This is a genomic window from Actinosynnema sp. NPDC050436, from assembly GCF_040655415.1.
Classification (GTDB): domain Bacteria; phylum Actinomycetota; class Actinomycetes; order Mycobacteriales; family Pseudonocardiaceae; genus Actinosynnema.
The window spans coordinates 91323-106695 of the sequence record NZ_JBFAJV010000001.1; the positions used below are offsets into that span (position 1 = coordinate 91323).

A 15373-nucleotide genomic window follows, 5' to 3' on the forward strand; every position below is an offset into this window, starting at 1 on the left:
CGTTGGCCGATCTCGGAGGGCTGGGTTCTCAACCCGGTGACCTGCTTACCCGGGACGCCCCACCACCCAAACGCCGGCCCCGCGCCTTCGCTCGATCGGGTACCGACACCGTCGCAGGGTCCACTGTGGACCGTTCCGGCCGAGCGCGCCGCCCGAACGCCGATCCGCCGCCGGTCGGGCGATCCCGCCCAGCCGCCGGCATGACCCTCCGGTGTGATGCCGGCACCCGAACCGGTGACCCGACTTCCCGACCCGGACCGGGTGCCGGATCGTGCGCTCGGCGGGCGGGCGGTCGTCAGCCGCGCGGCCTCCGGCGGGCCACGGCGAACGCGAGCCCGCCCACCGCGCCCGCCACCGCCGCCACGGCTTACCGCGCCCTGCGGTCCCGCTCAGGGGCGCTCGCCCGGTCCGCGACAACGCGGGCGTGCTCGTCCTCGACCACCCGGACGAACCTGCGGTCCCTGCGGCGTTGCGCAGCCCTGCCGTGCCATGAGTCGCGTGCAGAACGCCAGTACCGGCGGCCCGGTTCGCCCCGGAACACCACCAAGGCCGCCGCGACACCGCCGAGCGCAAGCGCGGCGAACACGGGAGGTGGCCCCGTGGGTCTGGCCGATGTCGCTGAGCCGCGACCAGTACCACCCGACGCCGCCACTGGCCCGCGCTGTCCACGACCGGGCAAGCGACCGGGTCGGCCGGTGGGGTGCGCCCGGTTCTCGCCACCGAGCCGGCCGAAGGTCGACCGCACCCGGCAGCCGGGTCGGTCGCAGCCACAAGCCTGGCCCGGACGCACGCGACAGCCCGGCCCGGCGGCCTCACCGGCCGTGCGTGGGCCTGCCGGTGTGATGGGCTCCGGATTCCACTTTCGCGTGATTCCCCGTCGCCGGCGCGAGGTCGGGGTCACGGGCGGGAACTTCCTCCTGTGACCCGCGTTCCCGGCCCGGAGGAAACGACATGAAGACACTGTGGACGGCCGTGGTCGGCGTGCTGGCCCTCGCCTTGCCGAGTCCCACCGCCCACGCCGAGCCCACCCACGGCGGCCAGGGGCCGGACCCCGCCGCCGTCGACCGGGTGGTGGCCGGGGCGGAACCGATCTCCCGGTCCGAGGTCATCACCCGGGCGCGCACCTGGCTCACCCCGCCCGTCCCCTACAGCATGGAGCAGTGGTACCAGGGCTGGCGCACGGACTGCTCCGGCTACGTCTCCATGGCCTGGCGGCTCGACAGCTCGCTGACCACGGTCAGCCTGCCGAGCATCGCGCACCGCATCGAGAAGCAGGAGCTGCGCGCCGGCGACGTGATGATGAACGGCGGCCCCGACTCGGGCGGCGCGAACGGCCACGTGGTGATCTTCGAGCGGTGGGTGGACGACTCGCACAACGCCTACTGGGCCTATGAGCAGACCCCGCCGCAGACGGTGCACCACCAGGTGCCCTACCCGTACTCCGGTCACGACACGAAGTTCGTGCCCTACCGCTATAACCTGATCGAGGAGGACACCCTCCCCCAGACGCCGGACCGTTGATCGTCGCCGCGCACGCCGCGTGACTCGCGGCCACCCATCCGGTATGTGACGCTCGGGTGATGTTCGAGGGATTCCGGGAAGAGACGATCGACGTCGGCGAGGCGCGGATCTTCGTGCGCCACGGCGGCGAGGGGCCACCGGTCCTGCTGGTGCACGGCCACCCGCGGACGTCGGCCACCTGGCACCGGGTCGCGCCGCTGCTGGTCGCGCGCGGGTTCTCCGTGGTGTGCCCGGACCTGCGCGGGTACGGGCGCTCGCGCGGGCCCGCGCCCGCGCCGGACCACAGCGCCCACTGCAAGCGGGCCGTCGCGGGTGACCTGGTCGCGGTGATGGGTGCGCTGGGCCACCGGCAGTTCCGGCTCGCCGGCCACGACCGGGGCGGCGCGGTCGCGCTGCGGCTGGCGCTCGACCACCCCGCCGCCGTCGAGCGGGCCGCCCTGCTGGACTGCCTGCCGATCAGCGAGCACCTGTCCCGCATCACCCCGGAGTTCGCCACCGCCTGGTACCACTGGTTCTTCTTCGCCCAGCCGGACACGCCGGAGCGGGTCGTCAACGCCGATCCGGTGAGCTGGTACGGGGGCGACCCGGACCGGATGGGGCACGAGAACCACGCCGAGTTCCGCGCGGCCACCGGCAACCCAGAGGTGGTGCGCGCCATGCTGGAGGACTACCGCGCCGGTCTCACCGTGGACCGGCGGCACGAGGAGGTGGACCGCGCGGCGGGGGTCCGGCTGCGCTGCCCGACCCTCGTGCTGTGGTCGCTGGGCGACGACCTCGGCGACCTGTACGGCGACCCGCTGGAGATCTGGCGCGACTGGGCGGACGACGTGCGCGGCCACGGCATCGACTCAGGCCACCACGTCGCAGAGGACGCCCCCGATGCACTGGCCGCCGACCTGGCCGACTTCTTCGAGCGGTGACAGCCGAGCCGGTGACATCCGTGCGGTGAGGGCCGTGCGGGGTGACGGCCGGGCGGTGGCGGTCGCGCCGTCACCGCCCGCCCGGCGGGGCAGCCCCGTGCCCCGCCGGGCACCGGACGTCACGCGCCCCGGCCGGTCTTCTGCTGGAGCCGGTCGATCAACTGCGACGCCTCCACCTTGGTCAGGCCGTCGGGCACCTGCTCACCCGCTTCCTGGGCGAGGGTGTTCAGGTAGGACTCCTGCGGCCCGGTCATGGGCTCGTCGCCGGTCGTCCAGTCCTCCGGGTCCTTCTCCGGTGTGCGGTCCACGGACGTCTCCTCTCACTCGAACGCTCGTTCGAGGTACCCCGGACGGCGGCACCTCAACCACCCGGACGGCGGTCACCCGCGCGACCTCCGGACCCGGCACCCGCGCCCCCGCCGGTATGCTCGGTGACCACCGTGGAGCCCGTGGACACGCCGTCGAACGACGGACCTGACCTCCCGCTCGCCATGGAGCGGAACCTCGCCGAGCACGCCTGCCACCTGCACCGGGAACTGGCAGGCGCATCCGTCACCGAGACCGACGACCTTCTGGTCGCCGACAGCGGCCTCCCCGACGACACCTTCAACATCGTCGCGGCGGCCCGCTTCGCCCCCGGCACCGCCCCGACCCGCACCACGGAGGTGGTCCGGTCCCTCGCGGCCACCGGCCGCCCGTTCTCCTGGTGGGTGGGCCCCTCCTCCGCACCGGGCGACCTCGCCGACCACCTCCGGGCCGCCGGGCTGGAGGCGTCGGAGACGGAGACGGGGATGTGGAAGGACCTGCGCGACCCCGTCCGCGACGCGCACGTCGACGGCCTGGAGATCCGCCCGGTCACCACCCGGGAGCAGCTCGCCCAGTACGCCACGGTCCTCGCGGCGAACTGGGACCCGCCCGCCGCCACCGTGCGCCGGTTCTTCGCCGACGCCGCCCACGCGGCGCTGCGCCCCGACTGCCCCGCCCGCTACCTGGTCGGCCACGTCGACGGCCGCCCGGTGTGCTCGGCCGAGGTCTTCCCGCACGCGGGCGTCGCCGGGATCTACAACATCGCCACGCTCGCCACCGACCGCCGGCGCGGGTACGGCGGTGCCATCACCCTGGCCGCCCTGCACACCGCCCGCGAGGCCGGCTACCGGACTGCGGTGCTCCAGGCGTCCGCCGACGGGGAACCCGTCTACCGCCGCCTCGGTTTCACCGCGTGCGGCCGGTTCACCGAGTACGCCCTCATCCCCTGACCGACCACACCGGCCCTCGACGCGGGCGGTCATTCCCCCTTCCGCCGGCAGGCGCGGGCCGGCCCTCACCCGTCCGCCTCGACCCGAAACCAGCGGAACCCGTACGGTTCCAGGGTGATCCGAGCCGGGGAGGACGCGCCGGACAGGACGTCGGTCAGCTCGCCGCCCACGTCGGTCAGGTCCACCTCGGCGTCGGCGTCGCCGAGGTTGTGCACGACGACCACCGTGCCGCCGTCGATGTCGCAGCGGTGGGCGAACACCGCCGCGTCCGGCGCGTCGATCACCTGGAAGCGGCCCCAGGCCAGCTCCGGGCACTCCCGGTAGCGCTGGACCAGCAGCCGCACCAGCGACAGCAGCGAGTCCGGGTCGTGCCGCTGCTCGGCCGCCGCGTCCCACCACATCGGCGTGCGCACGGCGAGCCGGTCGGGCTGCGACAGGTCCTCGGTCATCCCGACCTCCTCGCCGTAAAACAGGACCGGCGTGCCGGGCAGCGAGAACAGCAGGCTGTAGACCATCTTCGTGCGCTGCGGGTCGCCCATCATCGACGGGAGGCGGCGGCGCAGGCCCCGGCCGTAGAGCTGCATGTCCTCGTCCGGGCCGAACGCGGCGAAGACCTCCTGCCGCTCCGGCTCGGTGAGCTTGTCGAGGATCAGCTCGTCGTGGTTGCGCACGAACGTCGCCCAGTGGCAGTCGCGGGGTGGCTGCGGCCGTTCCCGCATGGCGTGCGCCAGCGGGCTGGCGTCCTTGCGCGCCAGCGACAGGTACATCTGCTGCATCCCGATGAAGTCGAAGCACATGTGCAGCTCGTCGCCCACGCCGTCGGCCGCGCCGAAGTACGCCATCGCGTCGGTGTAGGGCAGGTTCACCTCGCCCAGCAGCACGCCCTCGCCGTTGCGCCGGGACAGGAACGCCCGCAGGTCGCACAGGTAGTCGTGCGGGTCGGGCAGGTCCTCCACCGGGGCTTCGAGCAGGAACGGCACGGCGTCCACCCGGAACCCGGACAGCCCCAGCTCCATCCAGAACCCCATCACGCGGGCGATCTCGTCGCGCACCGCCGGGTTGGCGACGTTGAGGTCGGGCTGGTGCTTGTAGAAGCGGTGCAGGTAGTACTGGCCGGTCTTGCGGTCCCGCTGCCAGAGGGACTTCTCCTTGTCGGGGAACACCACGCCCTGCTCGGCGTCGGGCGGCGGCTGGTCGCGCCACACGTACCAGTCGCGGCGCGGGTCGTCCAGGGAGCTGCGGGACTGCTGGAACCACGGGTGCTGGTCGGAGGTGTGGTTGACCACCAGGTCGGCGATCACCCTCATCCCCCGGTCCTTGGCGGTGCGGACGAACTCCACGAAGTCGCCCAGCGTGCCCAGGCGCGGGTCCACGCCGTAGAAGTCGGTGATGTCGTAGCCGTCGTCCCGGTCCGGGGTGGGGTAGAACGGCATCAGCCACAGGCAGGTGACGCCCAGCCCGTGCAGGTGGTCGATCTTGTCGATCAGACCTCGGAAGTCGCCGTGGCCGTCCCCGTCGGAGTCGTGGAACGTCTCCACGTCCAGGCAGTACACGACGGCGTTCTTCCACCACAGGTCGGCGGTCCGGGTGAGCTTCACCGGCGCACCTCCGGCAGCACGCGCTCGCCGAACACGTCCAGGAACTCGTCCTGGTCCTGGCCGACGTGGTGCAGGTACAGGGCGTCGAACCCCAGGTCGAGGTAGCCGCGCAGGACCTCCGCGTGCCGGCCGGGGTCGGCGGAGACGTTGACGGTCTGCCGCACGCGCTCGGGCGTGACGTGCTCGGACAGCACGTCGAAGTGCTCGGCGGTGTCGAGGTCCCAGCACACCGGAGGGCCGAACACGTTGCTGCGCCACTGGTCGTGGGCGATGGCCTCGGCCCGGTCGGCGTCGGGCGCCCAGCTCAGGTGCACCTGGAGGGCGAGCGTCCCGGTGCCGCCGGCGTCCCGGTAGGCGGCCACGACCCGCCGCAGGTGGTCGTCCGGTGCGTTGACGGTGATGAGCCCGTCCGCCCAGTCGGCGCACCACGCGGCGGTGGCGGGGCTGACCGCCGCGCCGACCAGCTCCGGTGGTTCGTCCGGCCTGGTCCAGAGCTTCGCCCGGTCGACGGTGACCAGGCCCTCGTGGCTGACCTCGGCGCCGCCCAGCAGCGCCCGGATCACCTCGACGCACTCGCGCAGCCGGGCGGCCCGCACGTCCTTGCGGGGCCACCCCTGCCCGGTGATGTGCTCGTTGCTGGCCTCACCCGTGCCCAGGGCGGCCCAGAACCGGCCGGGGTACATGGCGGCGAGCGTGCCGATCGCCTGCGCGACGATCGCCGGGTGGTACCGCTGGCCGGGTGCGTTCACGACGCCGAAGGGGAGCGAGGTCGCCTGGAGGGCGGCACCCAACCACGACCAGGCGAACCCGGACTGGCCCTGCCGCGCGCTCCACGGCGAGAAGTGGTCGGAGCACATCGCCGCGTCGAACCCGACCTCTTCGGCCCGCCGTACCGCGTCCAGCAGCCGCGACGGGTGTACCTGCTCGTGCGAGGCGTGCACGCCGATGGTGGTCATGCCCGGACACGTACCCCGGAGGAGCGGTCACGACACCGCTCGGCCGATCACCCCGTCCCCGGACACCGGCCCCGACCCGGCGTCGCGCCGGGTCGGGGCCGGCCGCTCACGACAGGCGGTCCCACACCCGGTGCTCGCCGAGCAGGGTCAGCACCTGCTGCGCGACGTCGGTGGGGCTGTCGCCGGTCACCACGCCGGGGCCGGTGCCGGCCGCCGCCGCGCCCGCGCCCCACGCGCCGACCGCCTTGCCGTGCCGGTACGCCTCGCCGACCAGCAGCTCGACCCGGGGGTCCAGCGGCGAGGCGGCGGCCTGGCGGGGCAGCGGGGCGTCGGGCGCGGGCGGGGGCGCGGCAGCCAGCAGGACGGCGTCGAACTCGACCGACCGGGCGGTGGCGAAGGTGCGCTGGGCGACCAGGCCGTGCCCCAGCTCGCCGCCGCGCGCCGCGATCACCAGCGGCACGACGTCGGCGGCGAACAGCGCGTCCCGCACGGCCCGCACGCCGTCGAGGCCGTCCGGGTCGTCCGCGTCGACCACGATGCCCACCATCCGCCCGGCGACGGGCCAGGTGTGGCCGAGCTGCGACAGGGCCGGGCTGGGCGCCACCTCCGGCAGCTCCACGGGGTCCGGCGCGGGCAGGCCGAGCCCGGCGGCCACGGCGGCGGCCAGGTCGGTGTCGACCCGGGCGAGGACCGTGAGCTGGCGCTCCTTGATCGCCTGCTCGTAGCACTTGCCCAGCTCGAAGGTCAGCGCCCGGACCACGTGGTCCTGCTCGATCGGGCTCAGGCTGCGGAAGAACAGCCGGGGCTGGGTGAAGTGGTCGTCGAACGACGCCGCCGCGCGCCGGACCTTGGTGGCCTCGACCACCCGCTGCGGCACCTCGATGTAGGCGTTGTCGGCCGCGCCGGCGTGGAACGGGCAGCCGCCGTCGAGCGTGTTCGGCTTGTAGGGCGCCACTCCCCGGTGCACGGCGTGCTGGTGGAACCCGTCGCGGAGCATGTCGTTGACCGGCGCGTGCGGGCGGTTGATCGGGATCTGGCCGAAGTTCGGCCCGCCCAGCCTGGTCAGCTGGGTGTCCAGGTAGGAGAACAGGCGGGCGTGCAGCAGCGGGTCGTCGGTGACGTCGATGCCCGGCACCAGGTGCCCGGTGTGGAAGGCGACCTGCTCGGACTCGGCGAAGAAGTTGGTGGGGTTGCGGTTGAGCGTGAGCATCCCCACCGGCTGCACGGGCGCGAGCTCCTCCGGCACGATCTTCGTGGAGTCGAGCAGGTCGATCCCCTCGAAGGTCTGGTCCGGGGTGTCGGGGAAGACCTGCACGCCGAACTCCCACTGCGGGAACGCGCCGGACTCGATCGCGTCGTAGAGGTCGCGGCGGTGGAAGTCGGGGTCGAACCCGCTGAGCATCTGCGCCTCCTCCCACAGCAGGGAGTGCACGCCCAGCTTCGGCTTCCAGTGGAACTTCACCAGCGAGGTCTCGCCGGCGTCGTTCACCACCCGGAACGTGTGGACGCCGAAGCCCTCCATGGTCCGGTAGGAGCGCGGCACGCCCCGGTCCGAGACGTGCCACAGCACGTGGTGGGTGGCCTCGGTGTGCTGGGAGACGAAGTCCCAGAACGTGTCGTGCGCGCTCTGCGCCTGCGGGATCTCCCGGTCGGGGTGGGGCTTGGCGGCGTGGATGATGTCGGGGAACTTGATCCCGTCCTGGATGAAGAACACCGGGATGTTGTTGCCCACCAGGTCGAACGTGCCCTCGTCGGTGTAGAACTTCGTGGCGAACCCGCGGGTGTCGCGCACGGTGTCCGCAGAACCCCGCGACCCCACCACCGTGGAGAAGCGCACGAACACCGGGGTGCTCTTGCCCTCGCGCAGGAACCCGGCCTTGCAGATGCCCTCGGCGGCGCCGTAGGCGACGAACACGCCGTGCGCGCCCGCGCCCCGGGCGTGCACCACGCGCTCCGGGATGCGCTCGTGGTCGAAGTGCATGATCTTCTCGCGCAGGTGGTGGTCCTGCAGCAGCGTCGGGCCGCGCTCCCCCGCCTTGAGCGAGTGGTCGGTGTCGTAGAGCCGCACCCCCTGCGCCGTGGTCAGGAACGCGCCCTGCTGCGCGGGGACCGACTTGTCCACGCCGCTCGCCGCCCCCGTGGGCGACACCGTCTCCGGGCCGTCCTGGTCGGGCTTGGGCGGCAGCGGATCGCGGGGGTCGGTGGGCGGCACCAGAGCGGGCGGTTCACTCGACGGTGCGCCGGGGATGGCCGGTTCGAGCAGGTCGGACACTTTTTCGACCGCCTTCTCCAGCGCGTTCTTCACGATCTCCGCGGGGTTCTTCGCGTTCACCGGACCTCCTCCTGGTCGTCTCGCGGCTACCCGTGCAGCGGCGGTTCACACCACCGCTCCCGACCTCCGATCGGGTCGGCGTGGAATACGAGCCGTGACCAGGTCGGGGCCGTCGGGTGATCCCGGTGACGCGTCACCCGGACCCGTCGGTGGTGTCGTGCGCGGCACCGACCGGCGTGGACTCGGCCTTCACGTGCGCACCCAGGTACTGCTGCCGGTCGGACTCGGGACCGCGCCGGCGTCCGAGGAGACCAGGTACTGGAGCAGGCCGACCGGGTCGTTGCCGTCGGCGAGCCGGCGCTCGTCGAGCAGCGCTTCCCCGGAGATCGCCTGCCCGGCCGGCGACAGCAGGAACAGCAGTCCGAAGCCGAGGCCCAGCCCGTTGCCCCGCAGGAAGCCCTTCACCAGCCCACCACCCCGACCACGCAGAAGAACACCAGCAGCCCGACCACGACCACCAGGTAGGCGGCGAACAGCCCGCGCCGCATCAGGGACCGCCCACGTCGCACGCGTAGGGCCGGCCGTCCACGGCCCGGCAGCCCGCGCCGGCCACCCGCCACCCCGAAGCCGGCTCGCGCAGGAACACCGTGTCCGACCCGGCGCGCACCCGGGCCGCGTCACCCCGCACCACGACGTCCTCCACCTGCCCGGACGGCACGCCCAAGGCCGCGCAGTCCGCCCCGTCGCGGGCGCGGTCGGTCAGCAGCTCGCAGGCGCGCGAACGGACGGTCCGGGTACCCCGACAACCGCGAGCCCGCCCCGGCCACGGCTGGGTGCGCCAGGTTTACCGCCTGTGACGGGGGTAGCCGTGGTGCACGGCGAAGGAGGCCCTCATGACCAACCCGACGAACGTCACCCGCACCCCGGTCCAGTCCGCCGCGCTCGCGGTGGGCGCGGTGTTCCTGCTGGTCGGCATCGCGGGGTTCATCCCCGGCATCACCACCGACTACGACATGCTCAGCTTCGCCGGCCACCACTCGGGCGCGAAGCTGCTCGGCGTCTTCGAGGTCTCGGTCCTGCACAACATCGTGCACCTGCTGTTCGGCGTCGCCGGCGTGGTGCTGGCCAAGACCGCGTCCGGTGCCCGCGCGTTCCTGGTCGGCGGCGCGGCGGTGTACCTCGTGCTGTGGCTCTACGGCCTCGTCATCGACCACGACAGCGCGGCGAACTTCGTCCCGGTCAACGACGCCGACAACTGGCTGCACCTGGGCCTGGCGCTGGGCATGGCCGCGCTCGGCTTCGGGCTGAGCCGGCGGACGGTGCCGCGTGACGGCCGCAGCGTCTGACCACGCCCGACCCGCACCACCACACCCCGCGCACACCCCGCGCCACCCGTCCCCCCGACGCACCGTTCCCGGACACCGGACCGCCTTGGCTCCCGGCCTTCCGCGCACCAGGAGGTACTCGCCCACCATGGACACGACAACCGCACAGGAGTCGCTGTGGCTCCTCGACGCCCGGCGTCAGCACCCGCTCGCGGCCGACACCGCGGTCGACGTCGCCGTGGTCGGCGCGGGCGTGGTCGGGGTCACCACCGCGCTCCTGCTCAAGCAGGCGGGCCTGCGGGTCGCGCTCGTCGAGGCCGACCGGGTCGGGTCGGGCGCGAGCGGGAACAACACCGCCAAGGTGACCGCGTTGCAGGCCACCGTCTACTCCGAGATCCGCAAGGCGCACGACGCCGATGCGGCGGCCGACTACGCCGCCGCGAGCCTGGCGGGTGTCGCCCGGGTCGCCGCGCTGGCCGGGGGCGTGGACTGCGACCTGCGGCGGATGCCCGCCTACACCTACGCCCAGACCCGGGACGAGGTCGCCGCCGTCGACCAGGAGGCCGACGCCGCGTCCGACGCGGGCCTGCCCGTCGCCCGGGACCGGGGCGAGCTGCTGGGCGTGCCGTTCGAGGTCTACCACGCCGTGCGGCTGGACGACCAGCTCGCGCTGCACCCGGTGAAGTACCTGCGGGCACTTGCTCAGCAGGTCGACGGCGACGGCTCCCACGTGTTCGAGGGCAGCCGGGTCACCGGCATCGAGTCGGGCGACCCGTGCCAGGTGCACACCGGGTCCGGCACGGTCGTCGCGGACCGCGTCGTGGTGGCCACGCACTTCCCGCTGCTGGACCGGGCCGCCTACTTCGCCAGGCTGGAGACCACCCGCGCCTACTGCGTGGCGGCGCGGCTGCGGTCGGGCGCACCGCCCACCGGCCTGGGGATCAGCGCGGGCAGCCCGTCGTGGTCGCTGGCCACCCACGGCGACCTGCTGATCGTGTCCGGCCAGAGCCACTCGACCGGCTCGCCCGAGGGCGAGCCGTACCGGGTGCTCGCGGACTTCGCGCGCGAGCACTGGGACGTCGCCGCGTTCACCCACCGGTGGTCGGCCCAGGACGTCGTGGCGTTCGACAAGCTGCCCATGGTGGGCACCTACGCGCCCGGCTCCGACCGGCTGCACGTGGCCACCGGCTTCCGCAAGTGGGGGCTGTCCGGCGGCACGTTCGCGGCGCTCGCCCTGACCGGAGCGCTGACCGGGAGCCCGCAGCCGTGGGCGGACCGGTTCTCCCCGCACCGGCTGTCCCTGCGCTCCGCGCCGACGCTGCTGCGCAAGAACGCGGAGGTGGTCGTGGACCTGGTGGGCGACCGGCTCAAGCCCGGCGAGGCGGCGTCCCCGGACGACGTGCCGCGCGGGTCGGGCCGGCTGGTGCGCCAGGGCCTGGGCAAGGTCGGGGTGTTCCGCGACGACGACGGCGCGCTGCACGCGGTGTCGGCCCGGTGCACCCACCTGGGGTGCCTGGTGCGGTTCAACGACGCCGAGCGGAGCTGGGACTGCCCGTGCCACGGCTCCCGGTTCGGCGTGGACGGCGAGGTGCTGGAAGGCCCGGCGAGCACGCCGCTGCCGACCCGTGACCTGGGCGGGAGCGGGTCTGCGGACTCCCCCGCGCCCTCCGGAGGCTGAGCGCGGGGGGTTCGGCCGCGACCGCCGGGGTAGCCGAGTGGGTGACGTCGTCCACGGCGGTAACGAGGTGCCCGGTGAAGCCACGGCAATTCGACGCCTTGAAGACGCCCTTTAAGGACAACCGGACCGGTGTGCGCCTGCTGGGCGTCTTCCTGGCCGCAGAGGTCGTGCTGCTGGGCACCTCCGCGCTGTCGGCGGCCCTGTTCGCGGCTGCGGGCTGGTCGCCGGCGGACGAGACGCAACCGCTGTGGCCGTTACCGGTGCTGCTGCTGGTGCCCGCGCTCGTCACGGCGGCGGCGGTCGTGGTCGGCGTGCGGCTCTACGGCGGTGGGCCACGGCGCGAACGGGTGCAACGTGAACTGCTCGGGACTCCCCGCCGCCGCGACGTGCGGGTCGGTGCGCTGTTCGGCGCGTGCGGCCTCGTGCTCGTCGTCCCGGCCGCCGCGATGTGGTCGGCGTGGACGGACGGCGGCGGCTCGCCCGTCGGGCACGTGCTCGACGGGCGGGAACCCGACCTCGGCGCGGGGCTCGCCATCTTCGCCACGGTGTGGCTGATCGCCCCGATCGCCGAAGAAGTGCTGTTCCGGGGCGTGCTGTGGCGCGCGCTGGAGCGCTGGGGCTGGAACCGGTGGCTGGTGTTCGCCACCACGACGGTCGCGTTCGCGGTCTCGCACGTCGACTGGCAGCGCACGCCGCTGCTCGTGGTCGTCTCCATCCCGATCGGGTTGGCCCGCATGTTCACCGGCACCGTGGCCGCAGCGGTGGCCGCGCACCAGGTGAACAACTTCCTGCCGGCCCTGGCCACGCTGCTGACCGGCCTGGGCGTCCTCGACTGACCTGACCCACGGCCGTTGCGCCACCACCAGCCAACAACGCCAGGACGCCCCTCCGGCCGCGGACGGAGGGGCGTTCCTCGTGCGGAGTGCTCAGGCGCTCAAGCGCGTCAGGAGCGGGTCGGCGGTGCGGGTGCCGGGCACGATCACGGCCGGCGGTTCGCCGTCCAAGACCTCGGCCAGGAAGCGGGCGACCACGTCCGGGCGCGGTCGGACCTCGCCGCCGAGGCGGCCCACCACCACGTCGCCCCGGGCCGTCTCCACGATCGCCGACCAGCCCGCGACCTGGTCCCACAGCAGCGCGACGTCGTGGTCCGGGAACGCCTCGACGTGCCCGTCCACGGCCAGGTAGGCCGCGAACGGCGGGCCGAGGTCGAAGGAGGAGCAGCGGCCCCGGTTGCCCAGTGCCTCGCTGACGCGGTCGACGTACCGGCTCAGCTCCCGGACCATCGTGTCGTCGAGTTCAACGTTCATCGCAGCCACCACCCACCGTTGTCCAGCCTGACGCGCCGACTGCTTGACGCATCAACGGACTACCCCGGCGGACCGCCCGCCAATCACCCGGTCAAGTGACCCCCGTCTCGGTGGTCTTCCTCACGGCGTCAGCAGGATCTTCACCGCGTTGTCCCGCTTCTGCTGGAAGATCTCGTACGCGTGCGGCGCCTCCGCGAGCGGCAGGCGGTGCGTGGCGAAGCCGTCCACGCCCAGCGGGTCGTCGTCGGTGAGCAGCGGCAGGATGTCCGGCACCCACCGGTGCACGTTCGCCTGCCCCATGCGCAACTGGATCTGCTTGTCGAACAGGGTCAGCATCGGCAGCGGGTCGGCCATGCCGCCGTAGACGCCGGACAGCGAGATGGTGCCGCCCCGGCGGACGATGTCGATCGCCAGCCGCAGGGCGTGCAGCCGGTCGACGCCCGCCGTCTTCATGAACCGGGCCGCGATGGCGTCGGGCAGCAGGCCGACCGCCTGGTGCGCCAGCTTCGCCACCGGGGCGCCGTGCGCCTCCATCCCGACCGCGTCGATCACCGCGTCCGGCCCGCGCCCGCCGGTCAGGTCGCGGATGTGCTCGACCAGGTGGCTGTCGCGCACGTCCAGCGCCGTCACGCCGCGCGCGGAGGCGCGGGCCAGGCGCTCGGGCACGAGGTCGACGCCGATGACGGTCCCCGCGCCCCGGTGCTTGGCGATGCGCGCCGACATGTCGCCGATCGGTCCCAGCCCCAGCACGACGAGGCTGGAACCCTCCCGGACCCCGGCGTACTCGACCGCCTGCCACGCCGTGGGCAGCACGTCGGACAGGTACACGAACCGGTCGTCCGGCGGCCCCTCCGGCACCTTGATGGGCAGCGTGTTGCCGAACGGCACCCGCAGGTACTCGGCCTGCCCGCCCGGCACCTGCCCGTAGAGCTTGGTGTAGCCGAACAGCGCCGCGCCGGACCCCTGCTCGCGCACCTGGGTGGTCTCGCACTGCGAGTGCAGGCCCTCCCCGCACATGAAGCAGGTGCCGCACGAGACGTTGAACGGCACCACGACGCGGTCACCCGGCTTCAGTTCCGTGACGCCCGCGCCGACCTCCTCCACGACGCCCATCGGTTCGTGCCCGAGGATGTCCCCCTCGTCCAGGAACGGGCCCATCACCTCGTACAGGTGCAGGTCCGAACCGCACAGGCCGGTGGACGTGATGCGCACGACGACGTCCGTCGGCTCCTTCAGAATCGGGTCGGGCACGGTGTCCACCCGGACGTCCCGCCGCCCGTGCCAGGTCACAGCCTTCATGTCATCTCCTGTCGAGTGGCTCCCGCGCCGGGGTACCCGCGAAGGCGTCGGCCGAACAACGTCCACGCCGGACCGCGCGCCGACGTCCCGGGCCGGGCCCCGCGAACGGGCTCACCGCTTCGGTCGAAAGGGTGGTCGCCGGGTGCATCTCCGCAGCGGAACCGGGTAACCGGACCCCGTGACCCAGATGCTGCAAGGTTTGGACACCGCCGCGCTCCCCGCCGCGCGCGGGCCCCTGTCCGACGCCGTGATCACCGCCCTGCGGTCCGAACCGGACCCCGGCCGCACCCTGGCCGCACCGGGGCCGGCCGACCCGTACGGCGACGACCTCCAGCTCGCCCTGCACGTGTGCTACGAACTGCACTACCGGGGGTTCCTGGACGTCGCGCCGGAGTGGGAGTGGAACCCCGGGCTGATCCGGCTGCGGTCCGAAGTGGAGGGGGTCTTCCTCGACGCGCTGCACGACGACCTGCCCGGCAGACCAGGGGTGGGCGACGTGCTGGACGAACTGCTGGTCGAACCCGTGGACGGCCGGGGCGTGAGCCACCACCTGCTGGCCCGGGGCGAGTGGTGGCAGGTGCGCGAGCTGTTCGCGCACCGGTCGATCTACCACCTCAAGGAAGCCGACCCGCACGCCTGGGTGATCCCCCGGCTGACCGGGCGGGCGAAGGCGGCGCTGGTCGCGGTCGAGTTCGACGAGTACGGCGGCGGGCGCGGCGACCGGATGCACTCGCAGCTCTTCGCGCGGCTGCTCGCGGGGGCGGAGCTGGAGACCGGCTACCTGCGCTACCTCGACCACGTGCCGGCCGTGCTGCTGGCGACGGTGAACCTCATGTCGGCACTCGCCCTGCACCGCGCGCGGCGCGGGGCGCTGGTGGGCCACTTCGCGGCAACCGAGATCACCACCGCGCCCAACGCCACGCGAATGGCCAAGGCGTTGCAGCGCATGTCCGCGCACCCGGACTGCGTGGAGTTCTACACCGAGCACATCGAGGCCGACGCCGTGCACGAGCAGGTGATGCGGCACGACGTCGTCGGGGACCTGCTGGCGCGCGAGCCGGAGCTGACCGACTCGGTGGTGTTCGGCGTCCGCGCCACGGAACTGCTGGAGCAGCGGCTCTCCGACCACCTGCTCGGCGCGTGGGAGGACGGCCGCAGCTCGCTGCTCCGCCCGTTGTGACGCGCGGACCGGGGCGGGGGTGACGCGTCACACCCGCCCCGGTCCGCACTCAGTCCATCGA

The 15373-nt window shown here is 73.4% G+C and carries 16 protein-coding genes; 7 read left to right on the top strand and 9 right to left on the bottom strand.

What is annotated here, in order from left to right; translation table 11 throughout:
- Window positions 1-367 precede the first annotated feature (367 nt).
- Window positions 368-961, bottom strand: coding sequence for a DUF6082 family protein (locus AB0I60_RS00420; protein ID WP_360724563.1), 594 nt, complete (start codon window positions 959-961; stop codon window positions 368-370).
- On the opposite strand from AB0I60_RS00420, the gene AB0I60_RS00425 reads away from it, so the two are divergent.
- Both AB0I60_RS00425 and AB0I60_RS00430 read left to right on the top strand, forming a co-directional pair.
- Complete coding sequence (locus AB0I60_RS00425) at window positions 952-1521, top strand: hypothetical protein (protein ID WP_360724565.1); 570 nt, start codon at window positions 952-954, stop codon at window positions 1519-1521. The genes AB0I60_RS00420 and AB0I60_RS00425 overlap by 10 nt on opposite strands.
- A 59-nt stretch (window positions 1522-1580) precedes the next feature.
- Window positions 1581-2441, top strand: coding sequence for an alpha/beta hydrolase (locus AB0I60_RS00430; RefSeq protein ID WP_360724567.1), 861 nt, complete (start codon window positions 1581-1583; stop codon window positions 2439-2441).
- A gap of 119 nt (window positions 2442-2560) precedes the next feature.
- Here AB0I60_RS00430 and AB0I60_RS00435 read toward each other — a convergent pair whose 3' ends face one another.
- Window positions 2561-2749, bottom strand: coding sequence for a DUF3072 domain-containing protein (locus AB0I60_RS00435; RefSeq protein WP_360724569.1), 189 nt, complete (start codon window positions 2747-2749; stop codon window positions 2561-2563).
- 141 nt (window positions 2750-2890) lie between these two features.
- Between AB0I60_RS00435 and AB0I60_RS00440 the strand changes: the two genes are divergently transcribed.
- Window positions 2891-3697, top strand: a complete 807-nt coding sequence (locus AB0I60_RS00440) for a GNAT family N-acetyltransferase (RefSeq protein WP_360724571.1) — start codon at window positions 2891-2893, stop codon at window positions 3695-3697.
- A 65-nt stretch (window positions 3698-3762) separates the two neighbouring features.
- On the opposite strand, the gene AB0I60_RS00445 is transcribed toward AB0I60_RS00440, so the two are convergent.
- The 5 genes from AB0I60_RS00445 to AB0I60_RS00465 form a co-directional block, all read right to left on the bottom strand.
- Window positions 3763-5295, bottom strand: a complete 1533-nt coding sequence (locus tag AB0I60_RS00445) for an alpha-amylase family protein (RefSeq protein ID WP_360724573.1) — start codon at window positions 5293-5295, stop codon at window positions 3763-3765.
- The gene (locus AB0I60_RS00450) at window positions 5292-6251 is read right to left on the bottom strand and encodes a TIGR03885 family FMN-dependent LLM class oxidoreductase (protein WP_360724575.1); all 960 of its coding nucleotides are present in this window, start codon (window positions 6249-6251) and stop codon (window positions 5292-5294) included. Before AB0I60_RS00450 ends, AB0I60_RS00445 begins: the two co-directional genes overlap by 4 nt.
- Before the next feature lie 106 nt (window positions 6252-6357).
- Complete coding sequence (locus AB0I60_RS00455; RefSeq protein ID WP_360724577.1) at window positions 6358-8583, bottom strand: catalase; 2226 nt, start codon at window positions 8581-8583, stop codon at window positions 6358-6360.
- 189 nt (window positions 8584-8772) lie between these two features.
- The gene (locus tag AB0I60_RS00460) at window positions 8773-8988 is read right to left on the bottom strand and encodes a DUF6766 family protein (RefSeq protein ID WP_360724579.1); all 216 of its coding nucleotides are present in this window, start codon (window positions 8986-8988) and stop codon (window positions 8773-8775) included.
- An 82-nt stretch (window positions 8989-9070) separates the two neighbouring features.
- Window positions 9071-9247 carry a hypothetical protein gene (locus AB0I60_RS00465; protein WP_360724581.1) on the bottom strand — a complete coding sequence of 59 codons (177 nt, stop codon included), beginning with the start codon at window positions 9245-9247 and terminating at the stop codon, window positions 9071-9073.
- Window positions 9248-9416: 169 nt separating this feature from the next.
- Here AB0I60_RS00465 and AB0I60_RS00470 point away from each other — a divergent pair, with 169 nt between their 5' ends.
- The 3 genes from AB0I60_RS00470 to AB0I60_RS00480 all read left to right on the top strand — a co-directional run bounded on the left by AB0I60_RS00470 (window position 9417) and on the right by AB0I60_RS00480 (window position 12362).
- On the top strand, window positions 9417-9869 hold the full coding sequence (locus AB0I60_RS00470) for a DUF4383 domain-containing protein (protein ID WP_360724583.1): 453 nt from the start codon (window positions 9417-9419) through the stop codon (window positions 9867-9869).
- Window positions 9870-9996: 127 nt separating this feature from the next.
- A complete protein-coding gene (locus AB0I60_RS00475) occupies window positions 9997-11526 on the top strand; it encodes an FAD-dependent oxidoreductase (protein ID WP_360724585.1) in 1530 nt (509 codons plus the stop codon).
- Between the two features lie 74 nt (window positions 11527-11600).
- Complete coding sequence (locus AB0I60_RS00480; RefSeq protein ID WP_360724587.1) at window positions 11601-12362, top strand: CPBP family intramembrane glutamic endopeptidase; 762 nt, start codon at window positions 11601-11603, stop codon at window positions 12360-12362.
- Window positions 12363-12452: 90 nt separating this feature from the next.
- On the opposite strand, the gene AB0I60_RS00485 is transcribed toward AB0I60_RS00480, so the two are convergent.
- Together AB0I60_RS00485 and AB0I60_RS00490 are read right to left on the bottom strand one after the other, a co-directional pair.
- Window positions 12453-12833, bottom strand: coding sequence for a DUF6292 family protein (locus AB0I60_RS00485; protein ID WP_360724589.1), 381 nt, complete (start codon window positions 12831-12833; stop codon window positions 12453-12455).
- Between the two features lie 120 nt (window positions 12834-12953).
- Window positions 12954-14132 carry a zinc-dependent alcohol dehydrogenase gene (locus tag AB0I60_RS00490; protein ID WP_360724591.1) on the bottom strand — a complete coding sequence of 393 codons (1179 nt, stop codon included), beginning with the start codon at window positions 14130-14132 and terminating at the stop codon, window positions 12954-12956.
- A 187-nt stretch (window positions 14133-14319) separates the two neighbouring features.
- On the opposite strand from AB0I60_RS00490, the gene AB0I60_RS00495 reads away from it, so the two are divergent.
- On the top strand, window positions 14320-15312 hold the full coding sequence (locus AB0I60_RS00495) for an iron-containing redox enzyme family protein (RefSeq protein WP_360725737.1): 993 nt from the start codon (window positions 14320-14322) through the stop codon (window positions 15310-15312).
- Window positions 15313-15373 lie beyond the last annotated feature (61 nt).